The sequence below is a fragment of the Rhodothermales bacterium genome (assembly GCA_040221055.1).
Classification (GTDB): domain Bacteria; phylum Bacteroidota; class Rhodothermia; order Rhodothermales; family UBA10348; genus 1-14-0-65-60-17.
In genome coordinates, this window is record JAVJVN010000016.1 from 70,514 (window position 1) to 96,306 (window position 25,793).

At 64.2% G+C, this 25,793-nt stretch carries 21 protein-coding genes and 3 tRNA genes; 14 read left to right on the forward strand and 10 right to left on the reverse strand.

Annotated elements, in window-relative coordinates; genetic code table 11:
- The first annotated feature begins 106 nt into the window (after nt 1-106).
- Nucleotides 107-1,201 (forward strand): redox-regulated ATPase YchF, encoded by a 1,095-nt coding sequence (gene ychF, locus RIE53_10665; GenBank protein ID MEQ9105150.1) that lies wholly within the window; start codon nt 107-109, stop codon nt 1,199-1,201.
- Here the strand turns inward: ychF and RIE53_10670 are convergent.
- Complete coding sequence (locus tag RIE53_10670; GenBank protein MEQ9105151.1) at nt 1,191-1,760, reverse strand: hypothetical protein; 570 nt, start codon at nt 1,758-1,760, stop codon at nt 1,191-1,193. The two genes, ychF and RIE53_10670, sit on opposite strands and share 11 nt — an antisense overlap.
- A 224-nt stretch (nt 1,761-1,984) precedes the next feature.
- Here RIE53_10670 and RIE53_10675 point away from each other — a divergent pair, with 224 nt between their 5' ends.
- The 9 genes from RIE53_10675 to RIE53_10715 all read left to right on the forward strand — a co-directional run bounded on the left by RIE53_10675 (nt 1,985) and on the right by RIE53_10715 (nt 6,364).
- A complete protein-coding gene (locus RIE53_10675; GenBank protein ID MEQ9105152.1) occupies nt 1,985-2,821 on the forward strand; it encodes a hypothetical protein in 837 nt (278 codons plus the stop codon).
- A 46-nt stretch (nt 2,822-2,867) separates the two neighbouring features.
- On the forward strand, nt 2,868-4,082 hold the full coding sequence (locus tag RIE53_10680) for an ABC transporter permease (protein MEQ9105153.1): 1,215 nt from the start codon (nt 2,868-2,870) through the stop codon (nt 4,080-4,082).
- A 135-nt stretch (nt 4,083-4,217) separates the two neighbouring features.
- Complete coding sequence (gene rpmB, locus RIE53_10685; GenBank protein ID MEQ9105154.1) at nt 4,218-4,454, forward strand: 50S ribosomal protein L28; 237 nt, start codon at nt 4,218-4,220, stop codon at nt 4,452-4,454.
- Nucleotides 4,455-4,464: 10 nt separating this feature from the next.
- Nucleotides 4,465-4,635 carry a 50S ribosomal protein L33 gene (gene rpmG, locus RIE53_10690; protein ID MEQ9105155.1) on the forward strand — a complete coding sequence of 57 codons (171 nt, stop codon included), beginning with the start codon at nt 4,465-4,467 and terminating at the stop codon, nt 4,633-4,635.
- Between the two features lie 12 nt (nt 4,636-4,647).
- On the forward strand, nt 4,648-4,824 hold the full coding sequence (locus RIE53_10695) for a hypothetical protein (GenBank protein MEQ9105156.1): 177 nt from the start codon (nt 4,648-4,650) through the stop codon (nt 4,822-4,824).
- Nucleotides 4,825-4,837: 13 nt separating this feature from the next.
- Nucleotides 4,838-4,915, forward strand: a tRNA-Pro gene (locus tag RIE53_10700).
- A gap of 20 nt (nt 4,916-4,935) precedes the next feature.
- Nucleotides 4,936-5,009, forward strand: a tRNA-Arg gene (locus RIE53_10705).
- 15 nt (nt 5,010-5,024) lie between these two features.
- A tRNA-Cys gene (locus RIE53_10710) sits at nt 5,025-5,098 on the forward strand.
- A gap of 267 nt (nt 5,099-5,365) precedes the next feature.
- Nucleotides 5,366-6,364 (forward strand): acetamidase/formamidase family protein, encoded by a 999-nt coding sequence (locus RIE53_10715; GenBank protein MEQ9105157.1) that lies wholly within the window; start codon nt 5,366-5,368, stop codon nt 6,362-6,364.
- A 135-nt stretch (nt 6,365-6,499) separates the two neighbouring features.
- On the opposite strand, the gene RIE53_10720 is transcribed toward RIE53_10715, so the two are convergent.
- Entirely contained in the window at nt 6,500-6,919 is a 420-nt protein-coding gene (locus RIE53_10720) for a hypothetical protein (GenBank protein ID MEQ9105158.1), read from the reverse strand.
- Nucleotides 6,920-7,032: 113 nt separating this feature from the next.
- Between RIE53_10720 and RIE53_10725 the strand changes: the two genes are divergently transcribed.
- Nucleotides 7,033-7,413, forward strand: coding sequence for a helix-turn-helix domain-containing protein (locus RIE53_10725; GenBank protein ID MEQ9105159.1), 381 nt, complete (start codon nt 7,033-7,035; stop codon nt 7,411-7,413).
- Between the two features lie 2 nt (nt 7,414-7,415).
- On the opposite strand, the gene RIE53_10730 is transcribed toward RIE53_10725, so the two are convergent.
- Entirely contained in the window at nt 7,416-8,339 is a 924-nt protein-coding gene (locus RIE53_10730; protein ID MEQ9105160.1) for a serine hydrolase, read from the reverse strand.
- Nucleotides 8,340-8,392: 53 nt separating this feature from the next.
- Between RIE53_10730 and RIE53_10735 the strand changes: the two genes are divergently transcribed.
- Nucleotides 8,393-9,469, forward strand: coding sequence for a response regulator (locus RIE53_10735; protein ID MEQ9105161.1), 1,077 nt, complete (start codon nt 8,393-8,395; stop codon nt 9,467-9,469).
- On the opposite strand, the gene RIE53_10740 is transcribed toward RIE53_10735, so the two are convergent.
- The 5 genes from RIE53_10740 to RIE53_10760 are packed head-to-tail and all read right to left on the reverse strand — an operon-like array spanning nt 9,459 to nt 17,946.
- Nucleotides 9,459-10,691, reverse strand: a complete 1,233-nt coding sequence (locus RIE53_10740; GenBank protein MEQ9105162.1) for a T9SS type A sorting domain-containing protein — start codon at nt 10,689-10,691, stop codon at nt 9,459-9,461. The two genes, RIE53_10735 and RIE53_10740, sit on opposite strands and share 11 nt — an antisense overlap.
- The gene (locus RIE53_10745) at nt 10,684-11,784 is read right to left on the reverse strand and encodes a hybrid sensor histidine kinase/response regulator (protein MEQ9105163.1); all 1,101 of its coding nucleotides are present in this window, start codon (nt 11,782-11,784) and stop codon (nt 10,684-10,686) included. The genes RIE53_10740 and RIE53_10745 overlap by 8 nt, the downstream gene beginning before the upstream one ends.
- A gap of 4 nt (nt 11,785-11,788) precedes the next feature.
- Nucleotides 11,789-14,026: an ATP-dependent Clp protease ATP-binding subunit gene (locus RIE53_10750; GenBank protein ID MEQ9105164.1), complete on the reverse strand. Its 2,238-nt coding sequence runs from the start codon at nt 14,024-14,026 to the stop codon at nt 11,789-11,791.
- Complete coding sequence (locus RIE53_10755; GenBank protein MEQ9105165.1) at nt 14,019-16,379, reverse strand: protein kinase; 2,361 nt, start codon at nt 16,377-16,379, stop codon at nt 14,019-14,021. Before RIE53_10755 ends, RIE53_10750 begins: the two co-directional genes overlap by 8 nt.
- Nucleotides 16,363-17,946 (reverse strand): response regulator, encoded by a 1,584-nt coding sequence (locus RIE53_10760; GenBank protein ID MEQ9105166.1) that lies wholly within the window; start codon nt 17,944-17,946, stop codon nt 16,363-16,365. Before RIE53_10760 ends, RIE53_10755 begins: the two co-directional genes overlap by 17 nt.
- A 140-nt stretch (nt 17,947-18,086) precedes the next feature.
- Here RIE53_10760 and RIE53_10765 point away from each other — a divergent pair, with 140 nt between their 5' ends.
- On the forward strand, nt 18,087-19,472 hold the full coding sequence (locus RIE53_10765; protein ID MEQ9105167.1) for a deoxyribodipyrimidine photo-lyase: 1,386 nt from the start codon (nt 18,087-18,089) through the stop codon (nt 19,470-19,472).
- A 2-nt stretch (nt 19,473-19,474) separates the two neighbouring features.
- Here the strand turns inward: RIE53_10765 and RIE53_10770 are convergent, their stop codons facing one another.
- Complete coding sequence (locus RIE53_10770) at nt 19,475-23,485, reverse strand: S8 family peptidase (GenBank protein MEQ9105168.1); 4,011 nt, start codon at nt 23,483-23,485, stop codon at nt 19,475-19,477.
- 318 nt (nt 23,486-23,803) lie between these two features.
- Between RIE53_10770 and RIE53_10775 the strand changes: the two genes are divergently transcribed.
- Nucleotides 23,804-24,529: a TerC family protein gene (locus RIE53_10775; GenBank protein MEQ9105169.1), complete on the forward strand. Its 726-nt coding sequence runs from the start codon at nt 23,804-23,806 to the stop codon at nt 24,527-24,529.
- Nucleotides 24,530-24,534: 5 nt separating this feature from the next.
- Here the strand turns inward: RIE53_10775 and RIE53_10780 are convergent, their stop codons facing one another.
- Nucleotides 24,535-25,731 (reverse strand): PP2C family protein-serine/threonine phosphatase, encoded by a 1,197-nt coding sequence (locus RIE53_10780; protein MEQ9105170.1) that lies wholly within the window; start codon nt 25,729-25,731, stop codon nt 24,535-24,537.
- Nucleotides 25,732-25,793: the final 62 nt, after the last annotated feature.

A 25,793-nucleotide genomic window follows, 5' to 3' on the forward strand; every position in this document is an offset into this window, starting at 1 on the left:
TGAACGCATTTTTTGTGCAGTTGAAACAAAGTTGACCTTTCATGCTTGATGCGGGCGGCCCGAAACACACAAGAATCCGCCCCGCTTTCCCCTACCAACGTTCATCATGGCACTCCGTTGCGGAATCGTCGGCCTACCCAATGTCGGCAAATCCACGCTCTTCAATGCGCTCAGCCAGGCCGGCGCTGAATCGGCAAACTATCCATTCTGCACGATAGAACCGAATGTCGGCATGGTCCCGGTGCGCGACGAGCGCCTGGAGCGGTTGGGAGAGATCAACAAGTCGGTGAAGATCGTCGCCACGACCATCGAGTTCGTGGACATTGCCGGTCTTGTGGCCGGAGCATCGAAGGGCGAGGGCCTGGGCAACCAGTTCCTGGGCCATATCCGCGAAGTGGATGCCATCGTGCACGTGGTCCGCTGCTTTGAGGACGACAACGTGGTCCACGTGTCCGGCCGGGTGGATCCGGCTTCCGATATCGAGGTCATCGAAACGGAACTCCTGCTGAAGGATATCGAGGCGGTCCAGAAGCGCATTGAGCGCACCATGAAAGTGGCCCGCAGCGGGGACAAGAAGGCCAAGGAAGAGCTGGCGTTCTACGAGCGGCTCCTGGACTTCCTGTCGGACGGAAAGGCCGTACGCACGTTGCAGACCACGGACGCCGAGGCCGAATGGCTGGCGTCGCTGTTCCTGCTCACCGCCAAGCCTGTGCTGTACGCGGCCAACGTGAGCGAGGACGACATCCACACCGGCAACGCCCATGTGGAGAAGGTCCGGGAGATTGCCGCCGCCGAGGGTGCGGGCGTGGTCATCGTATCGGCCGAACTGGAGTCCCAGATGGCCGAGCTCGACGATACCGAGCGGGCGGAATTCCTGGCGGACCTGGGCTTGGACAAGGGCGGCCTCGAGCGACTCGTCGTAGCGGCCTATGACCTGCTCGGGCTCATCACCTATTTCACCTCCGGTCCGAAAGAGACGCGTGCGTGGACGATTGCCCGGGGAACGAAGGCCCCGCAGGCCGCCGGTGCCATCCACAGCGACTTCGAGCGGGGCTTCATCCGCGCCGAAACCATTGCCTACGACGACTATGTGCGGCTCGGCGGTGAATCCAAGGCACGCGAAGCAGGCGTCCTCCGGTCCGAAGGCAAGGAATACACGGTGAAGGACGGCGACGTCATCCTGTTCCGCTTCAACGTATAAGGCGTCCGAAGTAGACCAGGATCATGGGCGTCATGAGGACCTGGTCGGGCGGCTTTATGCTGCGCTCCAGAAGCTCGACGGGTTCGTGGAACCGGGATATCCGGAATCCGATGCGAACCCCCTGCGAGGCGCCCTCGAGTTCGCCGAAATTGGCGCCGATGGATGCACTGGCGGACAATCCGGGTACAGCCCGCCCGCGGGTGACCCCGGACAAGGCGCCGTAGGTGCGCTCCCCGCTGTCGAAGGTGCCGTTGTTGTTGTCGTCCCCGAAATACGGGTAGACCCAGCCCAGTACCGGACCCGCCGAAACGTGGAAGAAGGGCCGGAAGTTGTCCTCGATGCGGGAACGGAACAGGCGCCGCTCCAGGCCCAGCTGCAGGGGAATTTCCAGGAGATAGTTCGCCTTGTTGGGGACGTCCTGGCGGCCGAACCGGTCGAAGAAGGCGACCTCCCGCTCGTCCTTCGTGTTCGATACGTTTACTTCGACGGTGAAGACCTGGTCGTCCCGGAGCAGTCGCCGCACGTATCCCCCGAGTCCGAAACCGGAATTGGTCAGCATGACCTGGGCACCGATTCCCCGGGGGGCTTCCTGGTGGCCCGGCTCACGCTCCTGAGCGTGTGCCAGGGGCGCGACGAAGGCAAGGGCAACACATGCCACCCCGAGTACTCGTCGATATGCCGCGCACGCATCCATTTCCGGCACAAACCCGGCAGGCACCGGTATTGTTCGGGTAACGCCGTACTTTCGCATCCTCCGAAGATTCCACCCGACCGGCTCATCCCATGCCATCCATTCCGCGCCTGCCCCAGATCTTGCCTCTGCTCCCCTTCCTGTTCCTGGCGGCTTGCACGTCCCCGTCCACCGAGACGCCACCTGCGGGCGTGACCATGGACCTGCCGCCGCTCGAGACGCAGGCCGACTCGCTGGCCATGGATGTTTTCCATGCGGTCGGCGGGCCCGATGCCTGGTCCCGCGTCCGGTACATCCGGTTCGACTTCGGCCGGGCGGCCGATTCCACGCGCACCGTGTTCCGCAGCCATCTCTGGGACCGGTTCACGGGCGACTACCGGGTGGAGCGCGATGTGGAAGGCGGCCGGGAGGTTGTTTTATTCAACGTGAATACACAGGAGGGATCGGCCTTTGTGGACGGCCAGGCGGTCGCCGCCGATACGCTGGCCGATTACGTGTCCCGGGCGTATGGCGCCTACATCAACGATACGTACTGGCTTTTGGCGCCCATCAAATTGCTGGATCCGGGTGTTTCACGGAGTTTTGTGCCCGACTCGTCGGACGCGGAATTTGCCGTCATCAAGACCACCTACGACAATGTGGGCCTGACGCCGGGCGACCAGTTCTGGTTCTGGATTGAACGGGAGTCGCGCATGCTGGATATGTGGGGATACATCCTCCAGGGCCGGACCGACCGGCCCATCACGAAATGGCGATGGGAGGACTACCAGGCCTTTGTCGTGGAGGGCGGCGATACGGTCCGTGTGGCCCCGCGCAAGACGAACATGCCGGGGACGTCGGCCATCGTGACCGATCACGTGGACCTTCCCCGCACGGTCGCTCCCGATGCCTTCACGCGCCCGACGTCCCTGCTGGACCAGGATGGGTGACTACCGCCTGTTCATAGCCCGCCGGTACCTGTCCGGAAAACGATCCATGCCCCTGATTTCCCGGATTACCGGGATATCGGTCATCGGTGTGGCACTGGGCGTGGCGGCGTTGATCGTGGTGCTGTCGGTCCTGAACGGTTTTTTCGATTTCGTTCGGGACATGCTGGTGTCCTACGACCCGCACGTGCGGATTGAGCACGTGGAGGCCAACGGTATTGCCCATGCCGACTCCCTGCTCGAACTGGCCGGGACCCACCCGGCGGTGGTCCAGGCGGTTCCCTACATCGAAGGCAAGGCCCTGCTCTTGCATGAGGGCGCGGGAGACGTGAACAAGGTGGTTGTCGTACGGGGGGTCGATCCGGCGCGGCTGCAGGCCGATGAAGGCGTGGTGGCCGGCACGACCTTTGGGTCGTTCAATCTGGCACGCGACGGCGGAAGTGGCGGCATCGTACTCGGCCGCCGGCTCGGCGAGCGGTTGCTCTTGTCGCCGGGGGGGCCGGGCCAGGAAGCTTCGCGCGTGGCGCTGGTGTCCGCCCCGGCCATTGAGCGCATGTTTACCCGCGTACTCTCCGGAACCCCGTTGCATCAGTTCGAGGTGCGCGGACTGTTCCAGCTCGAGTCGGTGTTCGACGAAAGCCACGCGTTCATCCACATCGATGAAGCCCGGCGACTGTTCCGCATTCCGGACGCCGTCTCGGGCATAGATGTCCGCCTGTCGGACCTGGACGACGCGGCCGCGGTCAAGACCTGGCTCGAGGCCCGGCTTCCGGCCGGCCAGTACCGGGTCCAGACCTGGTACGACCTGCAGCGATCGCTCTACGAAGTCATGCAACTCGAGAAATACGGGGCCACGCTGCTGCTCATGCTGATCGTGCTGGTGGCGGCCTTCAACATCGTGGGCGCGCTGACCATGATCGTGATCGAGAAACGGCGGGACGTGGGGGTCCTGCGGGCCATGGGCGTCACCCGGCGCAACATCCGCCGCATTTTCCTGGCCGAGGGGCTGTATATCGGTCTGTTGGGCAGCGGGGTGGGGGTGATGCTCGGTGTGGGTCTGGCCTGGGCGCAACAACGGTTCGAATGGGTTCCGTTGGCCGATGCGGGCTCGTTCCTGATCGATGCGTATCCGGTGGCCATCCGTCCCCTGGATGTCCTGCTCATAGGCTCCCTGGCCCTGGCATTGTGTATTCTGGCGGCTTGGTACCCGGCCGTCCGCGCATCCAAAATCAACCCCGCAGAAGCGGTCGCTGTGGACGGCTGAGCCGCATTCACACAAATCAGATGGAACCCCGGGTCACTTCTGCCGGTTTGGCGTTTGCTTCGGGCACGATCTGTGCGCTATATTTACCAGTCTGTGCTGTTTGACAGCTACCCCCCCGAACACAGTTACAACACCATGTCCAGAAAAGACCAGCTGACGGGAAAGGGCCCGGTTGCGGGGAACCACGTGTCCCACGCCAATAACAAGGCCAAACGTCGCTTTGAAGTGAACCTGCAGAAAAAGCGGTTCTACATTCCGGAAGAAGATCGCTGGATCACGTTGCGCGTCTCGGCAACAACCATCAAGACGATCAACAAGAACGGAATCACTGCCGTATTGAAAGACGCCCGTAAGAACGGCGTCAAGATCTGAGTAAACCACCATGGCAAAGGCAAAAGACGTTCGCCACAAAGTCATCCTGGACTGCACGGAAGCTCCCGGCTCCTCCAGGTACTCAAGCATGAAGAACCGGCGCAACACGCCCGGACGGCTTGAGCTCAAGAAGTACAACCCCGTTCTGCGCAAGCACACGCTGCACCGCGAAACGAAGTAACGCTGACGAACAATGGCAAAGAAACAGGCATTCGGTGACAAGGTCCTCCGCCAGAAAGCGGAAGCCAAAAAAATGGCCAAACTGGTCGTCTCCGAGAAAAAATCCAATGGTCAGTACGCGTTCCGTTACAAGATGGTACACGTGGATGACGTACAGAACGAACTCAAGGAAGCCAAGAACCGGCTCTAGTTCGACGACACTTCGGGGTGTAGCGCAGCCCGGTTAGCGCATCTGCTTTGGGAGCAGAGGGTCGCAGGTTCGAATCCTGCCACCCCGACCATTTTGAAACGGAAGGCTCCTGCGCCCGTAGCTCAACCGGATAGAGCAGCGGTCTTCTAAACCGCAGGTTGCAGGTTCGAGTCCTGCCGGGCGCGCCCAACACGGATCCTGGTGACGTGGCCGAGTGGCTAGGCAAGGGTCTGCAAAACCCTGTACGGCGGTTCGAATCCGCCCGTCACCTCCAAAGAAAAGGCCCCCTCGTGGGGCCTTTTTCTTTGGAGTGATGTGGCAGGGGTCGAACCGCCGAGGCGGTTCAAACGAGGGCCCCGTCAGGGGCCCGACTAACGAGCAAACCATGCTCGGCGGTAGTCGGATGGTTGGGGTGTTGATGTTTGCGAGTAAATCCGCCCGTCACCTCATGGATGAGCACCGCCGACACCGGACCGTATCAACTTTGCCCGGGATGGAATACTTTTCAGGCGGTCGTCGCTCATTCAACCCCGGAACCGTCATGCCCCGCTTTCTTCTCGTCCTGCTGCTATCCGCTTCAGTCGGTTGCAGCCCTTCTCCGTCCACCGAATCACCCACCTCGACGCCTGAACCGGCCTACACCATTACGGCTGAGAACGGTCACAACAAATGGAGCCGGACGTTTGAGCCGGTGTTGACCGTGGAGTCGGGTGCCGTTATTGAAGCGTTCCTTGTGGAAGCGTCGGGCGGGTACATGACGCCGCAAACGACGGCGAGCGAGCTTTCGTCCATCCTCGCAGCCGACCCGTTTCACGCGCTGACCGGCCCCGTGTACGTGCAGGGCGCCGAGCCCGGTGACTTGCTGGCTGTCACGCTTCATGAGATCGAGGTTCAGGACTGGGGTTGGTCAGCCGTTTTCCCCGGTTTCGGTTTTCTCGCAGATGAGTTCAATGAACCGTTCCTCAAGATCTATGAATTCGAGCCGGGCGATACGTCGGCCGACTTCGGTTACGGTATTGAAATTCCGTTCAGGCCGTTTCCGGGCGTGATGGGCGTCGCGCCGGCAACGGACTCCCTGCTCTCGACCGTTCCTCCACGGGCGAACGGAGGCAACATGGATGACAAGGACCTGGTCGCGGGCACGACGGCCTACTTCCCGGTGTTCGTCGAAGGGGGCCTGTTTTCCATCGGCGATCCACATGTAGCCCAGGGTGACGGTGAGGTGTCCGGAACCGCCATCGAGGGCCCGCTGCGTACGGTTTTTGAGATACGCATCATAAAGGGAGCGGGTGATATCCCGTCTCCCCAGTACGAAAACGACGAGTACTATGCGGTAACGGGATATGGCACGACGATAGACGATGCGGCGCGGATGGCCACGCGGGCGATGGTTGACCATATTGCCGGGAAGTCGGGCATGTCGCGGACGGAGGCGTATGTGCTCGCCTCGACGGTGGCCGACCTGAAGATCGCTGAGACCGTGGACGTGCCCCACATGCTCGTGACCATGCGGATTCCGAAGCACATTCTCGGAGAGTAACGGGTGTACACGTGAGAATCGCACGGGTACAATTCGTATGATCATCGGGGCCTTCCTGATGGTATGGGCAGGCCTGGTCGGACCCCGGCTCATCCTGGGCGTATCCGGCGTCCACACCGGTGTTCTGGCCGAAAATCAGGGCTTAGCGTCCCTCGGCGGGTGGGGCGGACGAACCGTGTCCAGGCGCTCGGTGACCCGCGCCATCAACTCGTCCAAGGACGTACAGGCGTTCATGTCCGACGCCGACAACAGGATTTCACAACGGTTATCCTTGTGGTTGTCCTTGTGGTTGTCCTTGTCCACAAGTACGCCCACCGGGAGCGCGGGCAGCGGCTGGCCGTCCGGGAGCGCGGGCATGCGGTCAGGATAGGTGAAGGCAACCTCGACCGGAAGCGATTCCACGAAGTCCGCCCACGCCCGCTTCATTCCGAGCGGTCCATACGTCAGTCCACACAGGGAGCACGCATACGTATCGGGCGAGACGATCTTGTGGACGAAGTCCAGCGCGCCGTTCAGGAGCCCGCTCTTGGCGTTGTAAATGAAGACGAGTCGCATCCAGCAGTATACCTGTGGAATTTTTGAAAAGGGAGAACCAAACGGGTCCATGCCCGGGTTGATATGGGCTTGGGTATTCCACTCGGCATATCCGTTTCAGCTGAACGCATCCCATGCCTGTTGATCCAATCCAGATAGTTGCCGCCTGGGAGGAAGGCCTCCGCGTACCGGATATCGCCGAGGCGTTTGGCGTATCGAACGAAACCGTGCACGGACACCTGACGCGGGCCGGTATCGCATCCCGCGAAGCAGAGCGGGAGTCCCGCGAGGAGGAGAAACGCCGCATGCGGCAACGCATCATGTCCATGGCGCGCAAAGGGTTTCGGACCATCACGATTGCCCGGATGACGGGCGTATCGCATGCCCAGGTCCGCAGCCTGATCACCTCCGCGTACATCATTACGCGCGATCATACGGGAAGCGAAGTCCTGTTGCCCAGGCACGAGAAGAACCGGATTGAGCGCCCGGGCCGGGACATCCGGTTCAGGCGATAGCCTCAGTAGGCCGGCTCGAACGTGTTCCAGACGGCGCGGGTGACATCCCGGATGAGGACATACCCGGCATTGTCGGCTTCCCAGCGGCGATCCTCCTGGTTCTTGGTCATGATGGTCAGCACGAAATCCCCGTGGGGCGCGTTCACCAGCAGCACCTCGGATTTGCTGGCGCTGACCGCGCCCTGTTTCGAGGCCACCTGGACTGTGGGCGGCAGGACGGACAGCGCCTCGTCGTTCCAGTAGGTGCGGGTCAGGACCCGGTACATTTCTTCGCTGGCGGACGGACTGACGGCCCGTCCTTCCCGGATGGACACCAGGATGTCGGACATTTCGCGGGGTGTGGTCTGTCCCCACCCATAGCGCTCCCAGTCGCCCCGGCGGCCTTCGGTGCGCGAGTTCACCCGCGTATGCGCGTAGCCGTTCTCGGCCAGCCACGCGTTGATGGCGGTCCCGGTGCCGGCCGTTTCCTGCAGCCACAACGAGGCCGTATTGTCGCTGAGCGAAATCATGAGCATGACCAGCTGGTCCAGCGTGGTCGTGGCACTGTCGCGCAATTCCCCGGTCAGGTCCTCGTCGGAATAGAACAGGGAATCCCGATAGACCATTTCCTGGGTGTAGTCCAGTTCGCCCTTCTCCATCCGGTCGAAAATGCCGAGCATGATGGGCACCTTGACTAGGCTGGCGGTCGGGAAGAGGGTGTCGGCCCTTATGCCCCACTCGTAGCCGGATTCCAGGTGACGCACGTGGATGCCGACGTCTCCGTTGAAAGCCTCCGCCAGGTCCTGGAGATCACGTTCCAGCCGGGCGGTGTCAGGAGCGGGCGTGCACGCGGACAGGCCGACCATCAGCAGGACGGGAATGCACAGGACGACCAGGAATGGGGTGGCGCGGGTGTGCGGGACCGGAGACGGCGTGGTTCTGTTCATGGCGACTATTGAACGTTTTGAAGTATCATGCCAGCGCATCCTGCCAAGATACCATGCCGACGATCGTAATCATTGACGACAACGAGGAACTCCGCGAACTCGCTGCTGAAGTGCTGCGGGAGGAGGGGCACATCGTGGAGGTCGCTGCCGATGGCCTGGCGGGCATGAGTGCCATTTCAAAGCTCGTTCCGGATCTCATCATCTCGGATATTTCCATGCCGGGCCTGGACGGGCTTGCGCTCCGGAGCCGACTGAATGACCTGCCGGGCCTGGCCGAGATCCCGTTCCTGTTCATTTCGGCCCACCGTGAGCCGGAGACCATCCGACGTGGCATGATGCTGGGCGCGGACGACTACCTGACGAAACCCTTCAAGATCAACGACCTCCTGACGGCCGTCGGGAGCCGACTGAAGCGTCGGGATCTGACACTGGAGACCGAGCGCCGACGGGTATCGCACCTGTCGGAAAGCCTGCAACTCATTTTCCCGCACGAAATCAGCACGCCGCTCAGCCAATTGATGGTGGCGGCGTTGTTGCTGAAAGAGGTGGAGCCCTCGGAGGCGGGGGAGTTCGTGGACATCATCCAGCAGGCGGCCGAACGCCTGAACCGGTTGACCCAGGCCTTCCGGGACGTGACCACGTTGTCCATGCGCGATGAACACGGAATGGCGGATTTGCCCATCCGTGTACCGGAGGCCGTGGACCAGGCCGCCTCGTTGGAGGCGTGGACGACCGAAACTGCCGCAGACCTCGAGGCGACGGACCGGGTCAGGATCCACCTGTCCGGGTTCCGTACCGATGTCAATCCGGCCTATCTGCAGCGTCTGTTGATAGAGCTCCTCCGGAATGCCATCCAGTATTCCGACGGGATCGTGGAGGTGGAGGCGGCCATCCAGAACGATCGGGCCGTCCTCTCCGTTCGTGACGAGGGGCCGGGGTTCGATCCCGCGGCGCTGGCCATACCCACGCCGTTTGTCCAGATTGACCGTCGGACGTCCGAGCGGCAGGGCCTCGGGCTGGGGCTGTTCCTGGTCCGTCGGATGGTCGCGCTCATGGACGGCACCCTCGGAATGAACCATCGGGACGGAGCCGGAATGGACATGCGGATCGAGATTCCCGCTACGGCATGATCAGGACGCGGGCGGTGATCGGAGGCGCTCCCGATTCCTGGCCGCTCGTCGACAGCAGATAAACGCCCGCAGGCCACGAACCCACGTCCAGGCTCGTCCGGGCCTGGTCCAGGGGCATGCGAACGCGCAATCGTCCCAGGCTGTCATGAATCCGGAGTACGCGGTCCCGGTCCGGAATACCGTTGCCCGTGGACCGCAGCGCGATGTCCAACCGCGACGAAGCCGGGTTGGGCCACACGTCGAGCAAGGGATGACCATCCACTCCTGGCTGCGCCCCATCCTCCACACCGGTATTGGTGGTTACGGTGACTGTGGCCGAAACGTAGGTGGTCGAAATACCATCCGAGGCACCCACACGGATGATGTGGGAGCCGACCTGGCTCGGTCCCGGAACCCAGCGGAGCACGCCATTGGTAGGGGCAATAACGGCTCCCGATGGTAATTGCGAAGCCGTGAACAGGACCGTCTGCCCGTCCGGGTCCGAGGCCTCGTACCGGAAATCCAGCAACGCACCCACCGGCAGCGTCGTATCGGGCAAGGCGCGGGAAAACGTGGGGATGTTGTTCAGGATGCCCGTCACCGTGAAGGGAGGCAGGGCCAGATTCAGATGATGGGCGTTCTGACATATCCAACCCGCGGGATTGGCAATCCAGATGAGCAGCTCGGCCTGCCGCCCGATGGCCACGCCCGTGTAAACGACGTTTCGGCACCAGGGCAGGGATACGGCCGTGAATCCATTGATGAGCTGGGTGGGAAGCGTCGTATCGTGATCCGTCACGGCATCTTCCTGCCACCCGTCCCCCGGGGTGTTGTTGATGCCGAAGATGAAGCGGGGGGAGCCGTCGGCCGCGACCTGATACGCAAAGAGCTGGTCGCCGGACGATGCGAGCCCGGGTACTTGCCCCACGGTGCCGTTGATGACCACGACCGTGCCGCGGTTCAGGTCCACGGGCGCAGTGTAGATCATGACATCCTCTTCTTCCCGGAACGTGCCACCGGATGTCCAGCCGTTGTCCGTGAACCTGATTTCGGTGCCGGCCGGTATGTCGACCAGCGCGACGAACGAGAATTCGTTCGGGTCGGTCATGTTCATGCCTACGATGGCCAGGTCGCCCGGTGACAGGAACTGGGCCCGTACTTCCACGGAACCGGCCCAGGCGAGCGCCAGCAGGACAGCGACCGTCCGGCAGGCTGCGGCGTATGTACGAAGAAGATTACGCATGGGACCGACGGGGCAATTCGACGGAGGCCCGGGTCTTGTCGCCCAACTGGGAGCGGATGAGCAGCGCACCACCATGGAGGGAGGCAATGCGGCGCACGATGGCCAAGCCCAGTCCCAGCCCCGGTTGCCCGGACTCCATCCGGTCGAACTGCATGAAGGCATTCAGGGCGCCCAGTTGGTCCGCGGACATGCCCCGTCCACGGTCCGTCACGGACAGACCGAACCGGTCCTTGCTGAACGCCGCCGTGATGGTTACGGGTGTCCCCGCCTCGGAAAACATGAATGCATTGCTCGTAAGTTCGTCAATCACACGTACCATATAAGTACGTCCAATTGCTGCGTTTCCGCTCGACACGGATACGGTCAGATCCGATTCGCGTCCGAAAGCCGCTGCCATGGCCCGGGTCCGGGCTTCCACGAGACGCCCCACGTTCGGTGTGGTCTGGGCCCGCAGATGGGTCAGTGCATGGGTGTCACCGTCCATGGCCATCAATTCCGCGTACAACAGCACGTTGTCTACGGATTTCCGGATGCGCAGCGCCGAACGCTCCATATGGCGGGCCATGTGCCGGATATCGGTCACGTCGGTGGTCGTACCTGCCCGGTTCAGGATCTGCGTGAATCCGAGGATGGACTGAACCGGGTCGTGGATTTCAGCGGCGAGCATGGACGCCGCAAACCGGCCCACGTGTCCCCTGGCGAGGGTCCGGTCCGCCGAAATCCGTTCTTTCTTGGCCAGCTGCGTTCGGACCGCATCGCACAACTCCGTTGCGTTGAACGGTTTGGCCAGGAAGTCATCGGCGCCCAGCGACATGCCTTGCCGTTGGCGCCCCTTGGAGGACCATCCCGTGATCATGATGAACGGAATGGACGCCGTGGTCGGATCGTTCCGGATGGCGGTCAGCAGTTCGTATCCATCCATGCCTTCCATGACGACGTCGCACACGATCACATCCGGCACATAGGCGCGCGCCCGGTCCAGGCCGACGCGGCCGTTTTCCGCAGGAATGGTCTCATATCCCTCCTCCACGAGGGCTTCCTGGATCATCTCCCGGTAGAGGACATCGTCGTCTATGACCAGAATGCGTGCCATGGAATCAGTCCACCGGTTGGAATTCAAGGCCGGCGTCCATGACCCAATCCGGGGATTCCTGGAGACGGCCAGACAGGTGCAGGCGGCTAAGGGGCATGCGGACCCTGCGTTCCACGGTCCGGTCCAATTCCCGGGCACCATACTGTTCACTGTAGCCCTCTGTCGCCAATTCAGTGACCGCCTTGCCCGTGAACGTGAGTCCGGTGTTCCACTCTTGCCGTACGTGGGTCCGGATGTCTTCCAGGCGATCCAGGACGATCTGCTGTACCGCGGATCGGGACAGTGGGCTGAATGTGACAATTTCTCCGATCCGGTTCAACAGTTCCGGCCGGAAGAAATCGGCCAGCCCGTCCTTCGTCCGGATGTTGGTCGTCAGGATGAACAGGTTGTTGCGGGCGTCGCACGTCCGGCCCTTGGCGTCCGTCAGTCGCCCCTCATCGAACAGTTGCAGGAACAGGTCATAGACCCGATCGTGGGCCTTCTCCACTTCATCCATCAGGACCACGGACCAGGGCTTGCTGCGGATTTCCCCGGTCAACTGGCCCTCCGCCTCGGAACCGACATAGCCGGGCGGCGACCCGATGAGGCGGGCCACGGTGTGCTCCGCCTGGAATTCGGACATGTCGAGTCGGATGAGATTCCGGTCGCTGCCGAACACGGACTGGGCAAGGCGACGGGCGACTTCCGTCTTGCCGACACCCGACGGCCCGAGGAACAGCAGGACGCCCAACGGACCCCGGCGCGCGGTGACGGGCGCATGGGCCACCAGCACGCGTTCAGCGATCTGGTCGATGGCCGCATCCTGGCCGCGGACATGCTGTTTGAGTCGATCCGCCAATTCGAGGAGATGCGTTGCGTTTTCCTTCCGGACGGAGCCGGACACCCGATCGGGAGGCAGACCCAGCTTGCTGGCGAGGACGTCGGCCACGGCGGACACGGTAACGTCCTGCGGCACCCTTGCGCTCCCGTCCGGGGCATGGAGATCCATGCTGAGTGCCGCGACCGTGGCGGCGGCACCGGCGCGGTCAAGCAGGTCGATGGCTTTGTCGGGAAGCCGGTGATCGGTGTCGAACTGCATGGACAGGTCGACGGCCGCGGTCAGGCTGGCATCCGGAAAGTGCAATCCGTAATGGGCCTCCAGGTCCTCGCGCAGGCCCTTCAACATGGCCAGCGTAGCGTCCCGGTCGGGTTCGGGCACCAGGATCCGCTCGAAGCGCCGGTCGAGTGCCGGGTCTTTCTCGATGTGCCGGCGGTACTCGGCGGTCGTGGTGGCTCCAACTAGGCGCATGGTGCCACGGGCGAGTGCCGGCTTCAGGATGTCTGCCATGCCCGGAACGCTCATCACGGTGTGTATTTCGTCCAGGAACAGGATGAGCGTCGGGTCCGCTTCAGCCTGGGCCACTATGTGTTGCAGGCGCTCTTCCAATTGACCGCGCACTCCGGCTCCGGCCAGGAGGGAGGGCATGCTCAATTCCACGATCCGGCATCCCCCAAGTACCTGCGGGTCCTTGCCGGCGACGGCGCGTTGTGCGAGCGCCTCCACGATGGCCGTTTTCCCCACGCCGGGGTCCCCGGTCAGGACGGGATTGTTCTTGCGCTGGCGGGCCAGTGCCTGGATGGTCTTCAGGATTTCCTCGCGCCGGCCGATGACCGGTCGGAGCGCCCCCTTCCGGGCCAATTCCGTCAGATCCCGTCCGAATTCCAGGTACGGTCCGGATTCCCCGACTGCTTTGGCGGGCGCGGACGTTGTTTCGGTGGGAGGGGACGGCGCGTCTGGGCGGTATTCCGGCAGCACGAGGTGGCGTCGCATGCGGGCGACCCGCCCACCGGCAGCCAGGATCCCCTCCAGGACACCCGGCTCCCCGGGCACGAGACACGCGGTCAACACATGCATGGCGGCCACCGGCTGTCCTCCGGCCAACCTCGCGGCCTCGTGGAAAACGCCCCGGGACGCCCGGCTCCGGTGCACCACAGTGCCGTCGGGAAGGCCTGGCGAAGGCACGTGCACCGCACGCAGGCCTTTGCGCAGGGCACTCGGGGAGACCCCGGATGCATGGAACACCCGCGCGAGCGATGCCACTTCCACGCCATCCAGTTGCACCTGACCTGCTGCGGCCGTTGTCACCACGTCCAGCACGCCCAGGCACAGGTGGGCGGGCTCGATTTCACGCGAGTGACCATCCGCGGCTTCCCGGGCTGCCGTATTCCAGGCCAATCTGGCCGAATCGGAGAGATCATTCATGGGCATGCAACATTGATGGCGGAATCCAGGCGGGCCAGAGCAACACCATGGGCCGGACCCACGGAATCCTGAACCGAGGCTCGAATCCATTGCTCAATACATGGGCCAGACGTTCCGGTTGCACGGGCCAGACCCGATCCCGGAACACGACATGCCACGGCGACGGATTCGGAAGGGGTCGCATCCGGGTCGTATGGGCGCTGAGCAGCCAGTTGCGGGCAGCAGGCAGGTCGCCCAGCATGAGGGCGGCTGCCCCGGCATTATGGATGGCATCGGGCCACGCGTGGCGTTCGGTCAGCGCCATGAACAGCGCGCGTGCTTCCTCCGCCTGGCTGGCGGCAAGGAGCGCTACCCCAACGTTGAAATCCCGGATGTCCTGCCAGGGCTTTTCGGGGCGCACTTCCCGCAGTACTCCCAGACCGTCGAGGTCCTGGCCGAGATGCAGCCGTGCGGCGCCCAGCAGGAATGCCGCCGCGATATTGTCCGGGTGACGCGACAGGATGATGGTCGCCCTGGCAGCGGCCTCGGCATGCCGGCCTTCCACATGATGGAGGATGGCGCGATGGGTGGCAGGAACGGGCCAGGCCCCGTCATCGCCGGCAGCGTCCAACTCGGCCGTTACGTGCGACCATCGGCCCAAGCGGACCCATGCCGTGGCCCGGACCGCGTGCGCCGCTTGTGGTGCGGCTCCCTGGGCCAGGGCCAGGTCCCGGATGGCCGGGTGGACTCGGTCGGTCTGTGTGCGCATGACGGCACGGAAAATCCGCTCCAGGGGCTTCAGGGGGCCGTGCCCCCGCAGCAGACGGAACTGATGGTCGGCTTCGTCAAACGCTCCGGCACAGACCAGCCAGCATGCCCGATGGGCCGTGGCCTGCCTGTGCTGTGGCACGCGTTCCAGGACCTGGTTCGTCGCATCGAGTGCCTCGGTCCAGGACCCGATACCCGCCGCGAGGCGCCCCAGCAACAGCCACGCCTGGAGCAGCGACGCATCGTATTCAACGGCCCGGCGCGCGGAGGCCACGGCCGAGTGGACCTCTCCGTTCCATCCGTGCACCAGCGCCTGCCCGAAATGGGCATGCGCAGACGCTGGATCCCGGTCCAATGCCTGCCGGAAAAGATCGGCCGCCTGGTCCACACGGTCGGCCAGGAAACGGGCGTGCCCCCATCGGGCCAGGATGTCGGCCCGGTCCGGGGCACCTGCAGCCGCCTTCAAATGCGCCATTTCCGCCCCCTTGTGGTTTCCAAGATGGGCCAGGCATTCGCCCAGGTGGCTCCAGGCTTCGGACCGCGCCGCATCCCGTCGGACAACATCCCGATAAATGGAGGCAGCCCCCGTCCAGCGTTCCAGACGCCGGAGGGAGTCTGCACGTACCAGCAGGACCTCCACCGGCTCAACCGGGATGTCCGGACGGTAGGGCCTGCGTCTCCATTGCCGATGGCCCAATTGCTCCAAGGCCTCGCGAAGGACCTTGAAATCCGGATAGCGGTCGGTCGGTTGTTTCCGGAGGCACCGGGAAATGACGGGTGACAGGCTGAACGGTACCTCGGGCAATTCCGTTGTGCGGTGGGCCTGCTCCATGGCGCGCCACCAGCGGAGTCGGTTCTCCATGGAGGGATTCCCGGGCGGGGCCACATGGACGGCTTTCTTTCCCGTCAACAGCTCGTACAGGATGATTCCCAGTGCGTAGATATCCGTCCGTGCGTCACTCGCAGCGGCGTCCCCGAACTGTTCAGGGGGCATGTAGGCTGGCGTTCCGAATCCGATTCCGCGCACCGTCTGTCCACGGAACAGGTGGGCTACCGACCCGCTTTCCGGAAGTTCGGGGGTCCCCTCCGTCAGGAAGGGGTGTGTTGCCAACCCGAAATCCGTGATCTTGATGGATCCGGAGGCATCCACCATGAGGTTGGCCGGTTTCAGATCGCGATGGCTCCGGATGCCTCGTTGCGCCGCATATTCCATGGCATGGCACACCTGGATGGCCCATTCGGCGGCCGTCCGCTCGTCCACGGCACCCCTGGCCAGCCATCCTTCCACGGTATTGGGATGCGGTCCGCTGGCGGTCACGTATTCCATGGCGATGAACAGGCGCCCCTCCATGAGGTCCACCCGGTAGGCCTGTACGATGTGGGGATGGGAGCCGAGGGCAATCCAGACTTCGGCCTCCTGCTGGAAACGACGGATGGTCCGCAGATCGGCACCGTCGTGTGTCCAGGTTTTCAGCGCGAGCTCGTGTCCTTCGGGGATGGACGTGGCCCTGTGCACGACTCCGAATCCGCCCCGGCCCAGAACTGCTCCTACCCGGTACCGACCACCTATGGTGTGTCCTGGTTCGATGTTACCAGGAATCGCCATGTCCGAACAACCGTTCGAACCCCGAGTCGGTCAGCGTATCGTCTGCTGGCTGCATCGTGGATGTCGCTTCCTGGATGAGGGTGACCAGCTGGTCAATCCCGTAGGGTTTCTGCAGTACCTGGATGCCGTCCAGGCCGATGCCTTCACTGAGATGATGCTTTTCCGACAACCCGCTGACGGCAATGATGGGAATATCCGGTCGGATGTTCCGGATGTTCCGGATCATTTCTCCTCCATTCATGACCGGCATGCTGATGTCGGTCACGACGACGGCGAAGGCCGATGGGTCGGCCGCGAAAGCGTCGAGTCCGGCCCGTCCGTTCTCTGCCGTGGCGGTCCGGTACCCCATGCTCTCAAGCAGGTCCGCATTCATTTCCAGCATCATCGGCTCATCGTCCACGATCAGGACCCGGAGAGCGTCGCCCTCAGCGGACTCGGCGGCAACAGCCGGGGGCGGCGCCACCGCCGTCGTGTCCTCAACTGCGTGCAGGACCGGCAACCAGACGGAAAACTCCGAACCCGTCCCCGGCGCACTTTCCACGGTGATGTCCCCACCGTGGGAGCGGACAATGGACAGTGACGTGGACAGCCCGAGTCCGGTCCCCTGGGATCGGACCTTTGTCGTGAAAAACGGCTCGAAAATCCGGTCGATGTCTTCGGCGGCAATGCCGACGCCCGTGTCCCGGATCCGGATCCGGACCCACGACCCGGCATGGCCCTGGACCGGCTGCCGTCCGGCTGCGGCCTCCTCCAGCGACCGGTTGTCGGCCGCGAGCGTCAGTGTGCCGCCGTCAGGCATGGCATCGCGGGCATTCACCATGAGACTCAGCAGCATCTGGCGCAGGAGGGAAGCGTCGCCCACCACCGTGTCCAGTTCGGGCGAAAAATCCGTCACAATGCGGATGGACTTGCTGAACGTGTGTTCCGCGAATTGCACCAGTTCCTTCAGGATGTACCGCGGTTGGACCACGATTTTCTCCCCCTCCGTACCTCTCGAGAAGTCGAGGACCTGTTTGACGATCTCGGCCCCCCGTTGTGCACTGGCCTCGATGCCACTCAGCTTCTTCAGGATCCACGGGTCCTCCACGCGGCGCCGGATCATGTCGGCGCCGATCAGGATGGGTCCGAGGACATTGTTGATGTCGTGTGCAACACCCCCCGCCAGCGTGCCGATGCTTTCCAGGCGCTGGGCCCGGACGATGTTCTCGTCCAACAGCCGGCCGCTGGCATCGTTGATTTCATAGACGAACCAGGCCGGGCCATCCATGCCACTACAGGACGGGATCGGGCTCCAGCGCGCCTCCAGGGATACCCGGTTGCCGTGTACGTCTTCCCGCACGTGGTTCCCCGCCCAGGTACCCTGTTCCAGGCACAGCCGGACGATATCCTCGTAGTCGTGGGCGTCTCCGGGGTCGACGGGCGTCACCCCGTCCGCTTCGGGCCACCCGAACAACGCGCGGGCGGCTTGGTTGGCATAGAGCAGGCGACCATCCGACGTCCGGACGTGCACCAGGTCGGCGACATCGTCCAGCCAGTCCAACCGACAGGCGTTCGAATTCTTGTCCATGTCTGGGTGAAGTGTATATCCAACCGGATCCCCCGACGCTTCATCCGCATCCGCTCGCTGAACGGCTTCACGGAGGACCACCGTATTCTTTCCAAAGTAAACGATTCATACCCACTTTTCCAGATTCAGGTACAGATCCCATGAAAGCGCTCGTCTGGATGCACCGCGACCTCCGGCTGGCCGACCATCCGGCCCTCGCACATGCGTCCCGCATGGCCTTGGATGTGGAGGTGGTGTGGAGTTGGTCCGATGCCGTCCATGGTGCCTGGATGCCCGGGGCTGCGGCCCGCTGGTGGCTGCACGAACATCTTCTTGAGGTGGCCGCCGGCCTGGCCCGACTCGGCATCCGGTTCACCGTGACCGACGGGTCCCCGCAGGCGGCCCTGACGGAGCGGCTGCGGGACGGGAAGGTACAGGCCGTCTTCTGGAATGAGCCGATTACCCCGCACGCCCGGAAGACCGCTTCGGACATGACCCGACTGCTGGACCGTGCGGGCGTCCGGCACCAGGTGTTCCAGGGCGACCTGTTGCACGACCCGGATGCCATCCGGACCGGGAAAGGGGATCCGTACCGGGTGTTCACCCCGTTCTGGCGATCGTTCCAGGAGCAGGTTCCGGCGCCCGGGGTGACGGCCGCACCCGGGAATCATCCGGAGCGCCCGGAAATCGATCCCGCCAGGGCGGAAGCCGTATGCTCGGCCATCCATGCCCTCCAGCTGGTCCCGGACCATCCCTGGGTGGATAAATTGCGGCGCCACTGGACCCCCGGTGAAGCCGCTGCGCAGGCCCGACTGGGTGCATTCCTGGACGGGCCCGTGGACCAGTATGCCGAAGGGCGGGACCAGCCCTCGGAAGACGGAACCAGCCGGATGTCACCGTGGCTGGCCGTCGGTGCCATCAGCCCCCGCCAGATCTGGACCCGGGCCATGGAACGCGCAGCCGAAGGATCCATCCAGGCGTTCCTCCGGGAAATCGGATGGCGGGAGTTCGGATACCATCTGCTGTACCACTTTCCCGCGACGACGGCAGCGCCGCTCAACCCGTCGTGGATCGGCTTCCCGTGGAAGGAGGATCCGGAAGGTCTGGCCCGGTGGGCGCACGGCCGGACCGGCTTCGCCATGGTGGACGCCGGCATGCGGCAACTGTGGGAGACCGGATGGATGCACAACCGGGTCCGGATGATCGTGGCCTCGTTCCTGACGAAGGACCTGCTCATCAACTGGCAGGAGGGCGCGGCCTGGTTCTGGGATACGTTGATCGATGCCGATCTGGCCAGCAATACGCTCGGTTGGCAGTGGGCCGCCGGAAGTGGGGCCGATGCGCAGCCGTTCTTCCGGATATTCAACCCGACCACGCAGGGGGAACGGCATGATCCGCACGGCATCTACGTGCGTCGCTGGGTACCGGAGCGGCAGGGACGGCCCGGAAAGGCCGTTCACGCTCCCATCCATCCCATGGTGGACCACGACGAAGCCCGGAAGCGGGCACTTGCGGTGTACGAGGCGCACCGCCGGGGCCAACGCTGAGGTCAGCGGGTGATGACGATGGAACGGTGGACCGGTCCCGTCGGCATCGTGATATGGAGCAGGTACACCCCGGCAGGGTGACCCGTCAAGTCCACGTCCAGCAGGGAGGTCCCGGCGGGATGGACCACAGGCGGTTGGATGGCCGTACGCCGACCGTCCACGCGGTACACCGTGACCCCGACGGCTCCGGGCGCCGCAAGGGTCACGGGGATCCGGAAGCGTCCGGTGGTGGGCGAGGGCCACGCAGACCCGACCGAGGCGGTCCGCTCCGGGAGTCCATCCCATCCGGTGTCTGTGGTGACGGCGGAGCCGGCCCAGGGACCCGACCCCGCAAGCGTGCGCGCTCGGACCCGGGCCGAGACAGGAACGGGATCGTTCGGACCGATCGTCACGGTCCATACCGTGTCCGGTGTCGATACGGATGAGACGAGCAGGCCATGATCGTCAAGCACCTCGGCCTCGTACGTGGCAAACGGATGTGGGGACCACGATACGACCACGTTTCCGTCCTCGAGGGACAGGCTCACACCGGCAGGAGCGCGGGGTTCGGGCACGACCGTCGGGAGACCACTGGCCGCATGGAGCAGGCGGCTCACGTAGCCCGAACGGTGCGCGGGAACGGGCAGCACATCCGGGGCGGGAACCAGGGTGGCCACCACGTGGGCACCGGACTGCACGACAAACACGTCCGGTCCCGTATCCACCAGGGGTTCCGGGGCGACCGGCGACCCGGGGCGCAGGCCGAGGGCCAGCGCGGGGAGGGTCGCCGGCCGCCCCGGCCATCCCTCGAAACTGCTGACCAACCGGGAGAAGGGGGGGACTTCGTTGGCTCCAGAACCGGAACGCGGCACCACGTCCACGCCGAACGTGTCGCGAATCCAGTCCTGTCCCTCCGTGGGCGGCGCCGACGACAGGATAAGGACCACATGGGCGCCCGCCGCCATCGTGCGTTCGACCTCGGCACGGATGTCCGCGCGGGCCAGGTCGTCCGCGGAAGGCATCCACAGCAGCACGTCGTGCTCGTCGAAACGGCCGTTCGGAGGTCCGCCCCGCATGAACGTATCCCATCCATCGAAGGCAATGCCCGCGTGGCCCAGATCACTCCAGAGGTCGGCCGTGGGGACCGCGAACCAGGCCGAGGTCCAGACGGCCACGTCCGACGACCGCGAGAACGCGCGCGATGAATAGACCCCGTTCGTCAGCACCACCGTCCGGTTTCCGATCGCGTCCACCGCTTCCACGCGCAACCGGTAGTCTGCCTCCCCGGGCGGCCGGAACCGACCGGTCCAGACGCCATCCCGGTACGACAGGTCGCCGTGCGTACCCAGTACCCCGTTGTCCGCAAGGGTCATCCGGCCGATTTCCGAGGCCGGGTTGCGGGCATCCAGCAGGATCCCCGTGGCGGAAGCCACAGGCGAGCCGTCCCAGATGAGCGTCTCAATGTCCAGTCGGCCGCCCGGTAAGGCGTATCCGAGCCCCGTTTTCCGGGCGTGGGTGCGTACGATGGGCGCCTGATTGTCGGGACCGGTGATCGGAATCCGGAGCGTATCGGCCGCCAGCACCAGGTTCCGTTCCGGGTGCAGGATGCGCCAGGGAATGACCGCTTCCGTTCCGGGTGGCGCATCGCCTGAAAACCAGATCATCGGGACCCGCTTGGACCAGAATGTGCCCCATGACGGGGTCAGCAGCCAATCCACCGAAGCCGACAACCAGGCGTCCGCCTGATCGCCCATCCATGGGACGGCTGAATCCGTGTCGAGGACCACCCGTGCTGCGGCCAAGCCACGCGGGACCTGCTCCTCGAACGTCAACGACACGCCGTACAGGCCGCCGGCAACGGCCGTCGACTCCCACTGCCCGGCCGCCGACTCGCCGACGGAAAGCAGGTTGGGTGAGCGGAGCAGGGCATAGGAATCCAGCCGGAACGCTGCCGGCACCGCCACGTCCACGGGGGATCCCCGGGGAAGGACAACATCCGTTGTGGCCAGAAGCGTCCCCGCGTCTTCCACATGGAGCGTCCAGGTCCCACCGGGGGCCGTGTAGGGTATGCCGTCCAGCAGGAACGTCCCATCCCGGCCCGTACGGGTCTGCCGCTCCTCCATGGCCGGGCTGGAGGGCGCCGTGGAGACGAGGCGTATGACCACGTCGTCCAGCCCGGCGCCCCCCGTGTGCACGCGTCCGGCCAAGGTCGTGGCTCCGGCCGGAGCGTCGTTGCCCGACCCCAGGCCGAGCAGCAGGGAATAGGCCTGGGCGCCGCTGTCGAGTCCGCCCTTGTGGCGCACCGACACCCGGTAGGTCCCGGCTGGCAGACCGACACGGCTCACCTGTTCGACCACATCCACCCGGTTGTCCCCGAATCCGGCAGCCGCCGCAGGCCGGTCCGGGTCCAGGACCCAGGGGGACAGCACGTCGCCGGAAGGCGTGGTCACGCGGAGGTCCAGATCGTTCACCAGGCGGGGCGTCCGGTCATTCATAACCGGGTGGTCTTTCGCCCAGGGATCCTGGCCCGGAACAGGTACCGGGTCGGTCCACGCCAGGGTGACATGCAGCGGCTCCCCGTCCTGCAGGAGCAGTTCCCAGGCATCCTCCGTGCCTTCCTGCAGGACGGCTTCGTGCAATCGTCCCCGGGAAACCACGTGGGCGGCCCGCTCGGCGTTCACCAGTCCCCAGCCGAACCCGTAGTCCGGGCCCGGTGCCGGACCGGCCTCGTCGGTCGTATGGATGAGCAGCCCCTTCATGCTGGCGGCCGTCATGGGCACACCGAAGGTCGTGCGATGGAGGGATTGCAACAGGCCGGCCAGTCCGGCGACGGCAGGGGAGGCATGCGACGTCCCCGACGATGTGCCGTAGGCCGCGTCGCCCCACGTCATGCCGGACAGTACGAGTTCGCCGCTCGCCACCACATCGGGTTTGATGCGGCCGTCATCGGTGGGCCCGCGGCTGGACCCGTCCAGCAGCTGGATATCGGCCAGCGACCGGTCGGCATGGGCGATGTCCCGCACGGCGCCGACCGTCAACACATTCTTGGCCACCGATGCGTCCACCAACGTATCGTAACCGTCCGTTCCCCCGTCGGGAAGCCGGGGCGTGTCCACGAGCCGCCACGCACCATCTTCCAGGACGTGATACGGCTCGCCCCGCGACGGTCCGGCCTGCAGGGCCTCGTTGCCAGCGGACTTTAAAATCATGTAGTAAGGAGCCGCTGCCGCGAGAGCATCCCATGCCGCGGCCAGGTCATCGTAGAATCCGAAGCGGTAATCCTCCCACGCATCCACGGAAGGATCGCCCTGCCACACCCAACGACCGTCGCCGAGGGCGTTGAACACCCAACCGGCGGTCTGTCCGTAGGAGTGGTTCGACACGAGCCCTCCCTCGGCCGCCCACGCCGCCATTTCGGCGGTATCGTTGTTCCAGTCCCAGGCGTTCAGGGTTGCGGCCGGCGCCGCACCCCGGGCTTCCGGGCGGACGCCGGCCGCAACCATGGTGCCCGCCACGTGGGTGGCGTGATTCAGGTAGTGCCACGGCGCATCGCGTTGCACGACCCGCCCGACCAATTCGACGTGTGTCCGGCGCACACCCGACGCATCCCACAACCCGATCGTTTCTCCGGCCCCATCCAGATTCCAACCCGTCGGGGATGCGGTGTGGAGGCGATCCACGCGGATGGTGGCCATGGCCCGATGATTGTGCGTCTGGTACCACCGGGGTCGACCACCGACAACGTCCACGAGCTGCAGCGTTCCATCCGGCGTCTCATGGAATCGCGGCACACTGAAGGGTTGGGCCGCCAACCACGCAGAGACGCGCTGATCGGCGGTTTCGGCGCGGAGACGGTGCCCGTCCGCCATCAATGACAGTGATTGCGTCTGCCCGTGTGCCCCTACCGGTGCCAGTACCGCGGCCGCGGCAGCACACGCCAGCAGCAGCGCTCCCAGACCGAGCCGGCCGGCGCTGTAAGGGATGGCGCGGTGACGGAAGGAGGGACGCCGTGAACGCGAGTGTCGAACGGGCATGCAGTCGGAAAGGGTACGATTCGGGCGGAAGAATACCACCTTCCGACCTCTGACCGCAACCATCTGCTGGATGGGACCCGTACAAGGCACCACTCGGAGCGGAGTTCGCAATCCGCTGACTGCCCTTTGCGCCGCCGGCCCTGTGCCGTCGGACAGCCCCACGAAACGGATGTCCCATGAGTCTGCTGAAACGTCTCTCGCGCGCCCTGAAGGCCCGGATCTTTTTCTGGCGTCGTTCTTGACCGCCTGTTCACCTATCTTCGACCCATCCGTCCCGCCCGCGGATGGTCTTGAGAACCGAAGAAGGTGAACCGCATCATGTTTGACTGGATTGCCGATCCGAATGCCTGGGTCGCCCTGGCCACGTTGACGGCCCTGGAAATCGTACTCGGGGTCGACAACATCATCTTCATTTCCATCCTGTCGTCGCGTTTGCCTGCGGATCAGCAGCGCAAGGCGCGGATAATCGGCCTGGCCCTCGCGCTGTTCGGCCGACTGGCCCTGCTGTTGTCGCTGGCCTGGATCATGCGACTGACCGAACCGGTATTCACCGTCCTCGAGGCCGCCATTTCCGGCCGGGACATCATCCTCATCCTGGGCGGTCTGTTCCTGTTGGCCAAGAGTACCCGTGAAATCCATACCAGCCTGGAGGGCGGCGGGGGTCACCTGGCGTCCACCAAGGCGGTCACCTTCCGCAGCGTGCTCATCCAGATCCTCATCCTGGATGTCGTGTTTTCCCTCGACTCGGTCATCACGGCCGTCGGGATGGTCGACATCGTGCCCGTCATGGTGACGGCCATCGTAATTGCCATCCTGTTCATGATGTGGTCCGCCGAAGCCGTGTCCGAGTTCATCGAGCAGCACCCGACCGTCAAGATGCTGGCCCTGAGCTTTCTGTTGATGGTGGGCGTGGCCCTGATCGCCGACGGATTCGCATTGCACATCCCGAGGGGATACATCTACTTCGCCATGGCCTTCTCGGTACTGGTCGAAATGCTGAACCTGCGCGTCCGTGCCCGCTCCAGGGCAAAGGCTGAGGCGTAGAAGGCTTACGGATCCCGCCGGATGATCATGAGCGTGGCATCGTCCTCGAGCAGGTCCGATTCGTGGTCCAGGCTGAGGGCCCGCTCGAATACGGCATCGACAATTTCCGGCACGGGAAGGTCACGCACCGACTGGATGAGGTCAATCAATCCGGCTTCTCCGAACTCCGATCCGTCTTCCAGGAGACGCTCCGTGATGCCGTCCGTGTACAGGATGAAGAGACCGCCCGGGGGCAGCATGGCGTAGGCCCGCTCGAGTGGAATGTCCGGCAGCGGACCCATGATGGTTCCGGTGGGCTCCATGATCTGAACGTCATCGCCGGAAAGGATGATGCCCGAGGTGTGGCCGGCATTCGTGTAGAGGATGCCGCCGTGCGCCTCCAGTTCGGCGAAGAACACGCTGATGAACCGTGTCGAGTAGGTACTCTCGTGGATGACCCGGTTCAGCTTCTTCATGGTGTAGAGCATCTTCAGGTTGGTCCCGATGCCCATCCGGATGCCCATGATGACGTCGCGGACCAGGAGGGCGGCCGGCAATCCATGTCCCGAGGCATCGCCCATGGCAATGCCCAGGATGTCGTCCCCCAGATCCAGGAAGTCATACATGTCGCCGCCCACGGCCTCGGCCGGCTGCGTCCGGACGGCGATTTCGTAGCCCTTGAAGACCGGCGGTTTGGTGGGCAGGAGACTCCGCTGGATGGCAGCCGCCTTGTCCATGTCGGATTGGGCTGCCTCCGCCTTCAGGCGGTAGTTCATCGCGAAGCGCGCACCGTTCAGACAGAAGGCGATTTCCTCGCGCTCCCACCCGGGCTGCAATCCGTAAAGGATGATGGCCGACATGCCCGGCGGACCCTGTATCTGGAACCCGACGAAGGCATTGAACGCGCCCAACCGGTAGAACCACGCGGGAGCCACATCGCGATCGTCGAAAATCACGCCGCCTTCGGCCTCGATCATGAGGACGACCTTGTCCTCGAACGGGAGCACGTCCGGGAAGATGGCCGGAGGATGCGTGGCCTCCACCAACCGGTATCCTTCCGTGGATTCCTGGTAGAGGTGGCCGCTGGCAAAATGCAGCTCTGCCCCGAACGCATTCTCCAATTCCACCAGGATGTGGCCGACGAATGCGCTTCCGGATCCGGTCTCGGCAATCTGCCCGAGTACCCGGTCCATCTTCCGGTAAAATTGTTTGGGGTCAATCATTGGGAGGAATGAACCCGCATGGGGGTTCGGGGATCCATCCGTATGCGGGACACAACGTTCGG

Coding starts and splice junctions, on each gene's coding strand:
- rpmG (MEQ9105155.1), top strand. CDS start 4,465: ATGGCAAAGGCAAAAGACGTTCGCCACAAAGTCATCCTGGACTGCACG.
- RIE53_10740 (MEQ9105162.1), bottom strand. CDS start 10,691: ATGCGTAATCTTCTTCGTACATACGCCGCAGCCTGCCGGACGGTCGCT.
- ychF (MEQ9105150.1), top strand. CDS start 107: ATGGCACTCCGTTGCGGAATCGTCGGCCTACCCAATGTCGGCAAATCC.
- RIE53_10695 (MEQ9105156.1), top strand. CDS start 4,648: ATGGCAAAGAAACAGGCATTCGGTGACAAGGTCCTCCGCCAGAAAGCG.
- RIE53_10720 (MEQ9105158.1), bottom strand. CDS start 6,919: ATGCGACTCGTCTTCATTTACAACGCCAAGAGCGGGCTCCTGAACGGC.
- RIE53_10680 (MEQ9105153.1), top strand. CDS start 2,868: ATGCCCCTGATTTCCCGGATTACCGGGATATCGGTCATCGGTGTGGCA.
- RIE53_10775 (MEQ9105169.1), top strand. CDS start 23,804: ATGTTTGACTGGATTGCCGATCCGAATGCCTGGGTCGCCCTGGCCACG.
- RIE53_10745 (MEQ9105163.1), bottom strand. CDS start 11,784: ATGGCACGCATTCTGGTCATAGACGACGATGTCCTCTACCGGGAGATG.
- RIE53_10755 (MEQ9105165.1), bottom strand. CDS start 16,379: ATGGCGATTCCTGGTAACATCGAACCAGGACACACCATAGGTGGTCGG.
- RIE53_10760 (MEQ9105166.1), bottom strand. CDS start 17,946: ATGGACAAGAATTCGAACGCCTGTCGGTTGGACTGGCTGGACGATGTC.
- RIE53_10770 (MEQ9105168.1), bottom strand. CDS start 23,485: ATGCCCGTTCGACACTCGCGTTCACGGCGTCCCTCCTTCCGTCACCGC.
- RIE53_10670 (MEQ9105151.1), bottom strand. CDS start 1,760: ATGCTGACCAATTCCGGTTTCGGACTCGGGGGATACGTGCGGCGACTG.
- RIE53_10765 (MEQ9105167.1), top strand. CDS start 18,087: ATGAAAGCGCTCGTCTGGATGCACCGCGACCTCCGGCTGGCCGACCAT.
- RIE53_10730 (MEQ9105160.1), bottom strand. CDS start 8,339: ATGAACAGAACCACGCCGTCTCCGGTCCCGCACACCCGCGCCACCCCA.
- RIE53_10735 (MEQ9105161.1), top strand. CDS start 8,393: ATGCCGACGATCGTAATCATTGACGACAACGAGGAACTCCGCGAACTC.
- rpmB (MEQ9105154.1), top strand. CDS start 4,218: ATGTCCAGAAAAGACCAGCTGACGGGAAAGGGCCCGGTTGCGGGGAAC.
- RIE53_10675 (MEQ9105152.1), top strand. CDS start 1,985: ATGCCATCCATTCCGCGCCTGCCCCAGATCTTGCCTCTGCTCCCCTTC.
- RIE53_10715 (MEQ9105157.1), top strand. CDS start 5,366: ATGCCCCGCTTTCTTCTCGTCCTGCTGCTATCCGCTTCAGTCGGTTGC.
- RIE53_10750 (MEQ9105164.1), bottom strand. CDS start 14,026: ATGAATGATCTCTCCGATTCGGCCAGATTGGCCTGGAATACGGCAGCC.
- RIE53_10725 (MEQ9105159.1), top strand. CDS start 7,033: ATGCCTGTTGATCCAATCCAGATAGTTGCCGCCTGGGAGGAAGGCCTC.
- RIE53_10780 (MEQ9105170.1), bottom strand. CDS start 25,731: ATGATTGACCCCAAACAATTTTACCGGAAGATGGACCGGGTACTCGGG.